This window comes from uncultured Roseobacter sp. (assembly GCF_947501835.1).
Taxonomy (GTDB): Bacteria; Pseudomonadota; Alphaproteobacteria; order Rhodobacterales; family Rhodobacteraceae; genus Roseobacter.
The window spans coordinates 1-4,705 of the sequence record NZ_CANMXR010000044.1 but is presented as its reverse complement, the minus strand read 5'-3'; the positions used below and the strand labels follow the sequence as shown (position 1 = coordinate 4,705).

4 protein-coding genes are annotated in these 4,705 nt (G+C 52.5%); 3 read left to right on the top strand and 1 reads right to left on the bottom strand.

The window, feature by feature from the left end:
- Positions 1-236: 236 nt before the first annotated feature.
- From Q1A20_RS25925 to Q1A20_RS25915, 3 genes are all read left to right on the top strand, one after another.
- Positions 237-2,258: an EAL domain-containing protein gene (locus tag Q1A20_RS25925; protein WP_299919692.1), complete on the top strand. Its 2,022-nt coding sequence runs from the start codon at positions 237-239 to the stop codon at positions 2,256-2,258.
- A 469-nt stretch (positions 2,259-2,727) separates the two neighbouring features.
- Entirely contained in the window at positions 2,728-3,009 is a 282-nt protein-coding gene (locus tag Q1A20_RS25920) for a hypothetical protein (RefSeq protein WP_299919689.1), read from the top strand.
- Entirely contained in the window at positions 2,988-3,641 is a 654-nt protein-coding gene (locus Q1A20_RS25915; protein ID WP_299919687.1) for a homocysteine S-methyltransferase family protein, read from the top strand. Before Q1A20_RS25920 ends, Q1A20_RS25915 begins: the two co-directional genes overlap by 22 nt.
- Before the next feature lie 308 nt (positions 3,642-3,949).
- Here the strand turns inward: Q1A20_RS25915 and Q1A20_RS25910 are convergent, their stop codons facing one another.
- Positions 3,950-4,453, bottom strand: a complete 504-nt coding sequence (locus Q1A20_RS25910; protein WP_299919685.1) for a hypothetical protein — start codon at positions 4,451-4,453, stop codon at positions 3,950-3,952.
- Positions 4,454-4,705 lie beyond the last annotated feature (252 nt).

Below are 4,705 nucleotides of genomic sequence, written 5' to 3'. Positions count from 1 at the left end.
ATAAGCCCGCGACCAACGCAGCGAGGCGGCCATCCTCCCAAATCAAAGCGACTTCTTCAACAAAATAAGCCCAGAGTAATCGATGCTGCGACTTCGATGAATGGCGGCTTTGGTCCACTTTGTCGGTGAACGCACATCGCTTTAACTAAAATCGACGATTTATTCTCGCCGCAAATTAGTGCTTTCGAAGCGAAAATGAGGATGTATAGCAGCTCCTATCATTTTGCGAGAACGACATGCCGACCGGGATCCCTTCGCTAGTAGGAGAAATCGAACCTGCCGGTTCGACAAATTCGGACGTCTGCACATTGGTGCATGACGGACAGAATGTGCTTTTCGCCAGCACAGAAATTGCAAATTTTCTCTCACTTGATCCGTCCACTCTGTCTCACGGCGCTCCGGTCCCGATGATCTTCACTGGAACAGAGGAACTGAACGAAAATTCGCTAGAACGTCGGGCCCACTCGGCCGGGTGGAGCTTGCGGTGCGAAACCGTGGAATCGTTAACAAGCATCGTCTTTCAGAAGATACGTAACCATGATCTCGGCAGGACATTCTTCGAAAAGACTTCTGGTATCATGGCTCAAGGCCTCATGATCCATGACCGTGAACAAATTCTGTGGAGCAATTCCAAGGTCGCGGAGATGCTGGATCTGCCGACTTGTCTGGTCGATCCGGGAAGAAACTGGCTCGATATGGTGCGTTTCGCTGTTGATCGAGGTGACTATGGAGGCTCAGGAGACGATCACATCAAGAGCCTCCGTCAAAACCTGACCCACGGAGGGCCGGTGGCGGCGGAACGACGGGTTGGGAACAAGGTTATCGCCATTGCGGGCCGTTACGATGGCGGTCTCGGCGTCGTTACATATACAGACGTAACCGATGCGCGCGAACGCGAAAAAAAACTCATCAAGGCAGAGACGCGCGCCCGGTATCTGGCGGAATATGACGGTTTAACAGGGCTTCTCAATCGCCGTAGATTTGACGAGGCGATGCTGCAGATGCTTGATGACTGGCATTCAGGACGTTTGAATTGCAAGAAAGTTGCTGTCATTCTTCTTGATCTCGACCGGTTCAAGGCGGTCAACGACAGCCAAGGCCATGCAGCAGGTGATGCATTGCTGAAGGAGCTGTCCATTCGGTTCGGTGATGTCGTCAGCGACGGCGACTTGGCGGCCCGTGTCGGAGGCGATGAATTTGCATTTGCGGTCCCGTGTCTTTCCGACAACGACGCGTTTAAATTGGCGGAGCGTTTGCAAACCGCTGCGACCGAACAGATCATGATTGACGGAGTGCAATCGAACGTGGGCGCCTCAATCGGGATTGCCTTATCTCAGTTTGGCGATGATAGCTCCGATCTCAAGATTGGTGCTGACTTAGCTCTCTACAAAGCAAAACGCGAAGGCCGCGGCAAGGTTGTCCTTTTTGACGTTGAAATTGCCGAAGAGGAGCGCAACCGCCGCGAGTTTGAGCGAGATCTAAGGACCGCATCGGAACGCGGCGAATTGGAGATGCACTATCAGGTGCAACACGAGCTGCACAGCAATCAAGCGGTCGGATACGAGGCATTGATGCGTTGGCAGCACCCTATTCGGGGAGCGGTGTCACCGGAAGAGTTTATTCCCATAGCAGAAGAGATCGGTTTGATCTCCGAGATGGGACGTTGGGCTCTCATCCAGAGCTGCAGCGATATTGCCGGTCTGGACAGCACCTCCCGTGTTTCGGTAAATGTGTCTCCTGTTCAATTCATGACATCTGACCTTGTCGAGGATATCATCTCATCGCTGAAGGTTTCCGGACTTGACCCGAGCCGTCTCGAGATTGAGGTCACCGAGACGGTCATGATCAAGGAAACTGAAAAAACACTGGAAACGATGGAGGCGATCGCAGCTCTCGGCGTTGCGATCAGCCTCGACGATTTTGGATCCGGTTACTCCTCACTGTCGTATCTGACGCAATTCCCTTTCAGCAAGATCAAGATCGACAAGACATTTATCGCGAGCATGCACAACGATCGTCGCTCCGAGGATCTGGTCCGATCTATTTTCGCGCTCGCAAATGCCCTTGATCTGAAAGTCACAGCCGAAGGTGTCGAAACCCAGCGTCAATTCACGGCGCTGGTGAAGGAATGTTGTGACGAGGTGCAAGGCTACCTGCTTGGCAAGCCAGTCAGCTATGCGGAACTAAAGGAGAGGGAAACAGACATTCGCTCAGGGATGGGTAGTGAAAAAACTGGTTCGGGTTCGCTATTGCCTTGATTAACTATCTATCCCGTTGCACCGACGCTGGACTGTTGCAAGTTCCATTCTCCAGCTCGGTCGCTAGGGCGGGCTTTTGATCCCATCAGGATACCGCATGCTCTGTTACCCAACCTCCTACCACCGAGGGCCAGAATTTCTCGCTTTGACGAAGCTGCAGCGCGGCACTTGCCCAGCTGATTAACGTCCGGAGTGGGCTGTCCACGATGGCCGATCTCATGGGATGGGCTTGGATGCTGCAAATGCTCCAACGACAGCAATCGAGCCCACTTTGACGAATGCTGCAAGGAGCGCCAACGTCCGCAAGGCGTCTTGTTGCCGCAATTCTGTGGGCTGATAGCTTGGTTCGCCCAAGGACCCTACCCGGTTGCAGTCAAGAAATGAGGTTGCTCAAAGGTCGAAGATTTGCACTTTCTTGCCTCGATTTGTAGAATCCAATTTGAAATCGGAATAGATGAGGTGGTGATTGATGAACCGGCTTTTACCGCACAAAACGGACAAGCGATTTCTTGTCTTCGCAGCGACCGGAACGGATCTTATTTTCAATCGCGGTGTCGAACTGCCAGGGTTTGCGTCTTTCCCCTTGGTAGAGGACACCGAGGCCCAACCGATCATTGTCGAGCAAATGCATGATCTGATGAAGGTGGCAGCCGAGGCTGATCTGGGCTGCATCATCGACACACTCACATGGATGGCGAACCGCGACGTGCGGCGCCGCTTGGCTATAGTGTGGACCGACTGGCAGATTTGAACCGAAAAGCTTTGGCGCTGATGTGCAACTTGCGGGACAAGGACGAACGCGATGATGTTTTAGTGGCCCTTTGCAAAGGTCCTTCCCGTGATGCTTATGCCAAGCTTCCCCCAATGACAGTCGCCGACGCTCGCGCCTATCATGCAATTCAAATCGGCGCAGTAGCTGATGCCGGAATCGATTTGGTCAACGCGTATACTTTCAATCAAGTCGAAGAAGCTGCAGGAGCCGTACTGGCAGCAAAGGATTTCGGTTTGCCGATTGCTGTCTCATTCGTTGTCGAAACCGATGGGTGCCTAGATAACGGAATTGGGTTGGAAGAGGCGATTGATCGAGTCGATGCGCTCACCGATGGGGCAGCTGCTTATTTCATGGTCAACTGTGCGCATCCCGAACATTTCAGTCATGTTCTGACAGGCCAACCTCGGTTGAAAGGGATTGTTGTAAACGCCTCGCAGTGCAGCCATGCTGAACTGGACAATGCAACAGAGTTGGACGATTGCAATCCAGAGGAACTCGGTGTGGAGGTTGCCCGACTTGTCCGCACGTTCCCGGAACTTTCTGTTGTTGGCGGCTGCTGCGGTTTGGACATGCGCCATATGAGAGAGATGGCGGCCAGCATCAAGGCTTGAAATCATAGATTGCAAAGGCCCAATGCTGCTGTTCAACGATAGCCAGTCAAATGGCTGCAATCAGACATTCAGACTTAAGCAAAAGTATGTCGGATGGCGGGTTTATCCCGCACTCCCGACTTCGAGCCCACTTCAGGTTTTGCACTCGCGGCGAATGGTACGCAAAGCGGGCTGCTGCCGCAGCATTGAACCAATGGGTCGGATGTCGGCTATAGGCCGCAAACGTTGGTTAGGTTAGTGAACCCATAGATACAGGCACATCTTTGGAGCGAGAGGAACCAAATCATCAATGATGTGGGAATGCTCGCTTATCGCAATCTGGAACCATCCACATAGTAGTCTGTGGTGCCATTCGTCTGTTCGTGGATAAGCGTCCCGTTTGACATGTATCTGAACTTTCCATCCTCGTTGATAATCTCGAATAGAATGCCAGGCATCTCAATTCCACCAGCTCGCTCTCGTTCACGCAGGTTTTCCAAAGCCACTGTGTCTATCAAGTGGCCCAATGCAGTGTTCTGAAACGGAGTTTGGCCACCATCCACCCATGTACTAACTTCTTCATCAGTAAGCTGGGTGTTGGCGAGGCGCATTATAGTCAAGATGGCGAACTTTCTAGCCACAGCGGCACTGTCGTCCTGTGCGCTTTCAGGGTCATGTTCTCCTTGTAGAATACCCAGGCTGGTCTCAATCAGCTGAAGGTCTAACTCTCGATCGCGATTCGAAAACGTAAGGTAACCTGTCGCAACCGTCGCGCCTGAGGCAAAGAGACTGCCCCCGAACGCGGCAATCAGAAGAGTCGCCCAAGTCGGCATTTTGCGCTTACCAGTTTCTTGATCATCGTTAGCGATCTAAGAATCCACTAAGTTGCAATCATGCAGACATAAAACACCTACAGTGTTGGTGGCTAGTCTATCTTAAGGTCTTGCGAATGTCAGAAATTCGGACTGCAACCGCAGCATTCGAAGTCCGGGCACAATGACCGGTCTGAGCCGATCTGGAAGATGGCTTTGGCATGGCCCCCGAAACCTGCGCCGATACCATTCGCATCGCCTCTGGCATCGGGT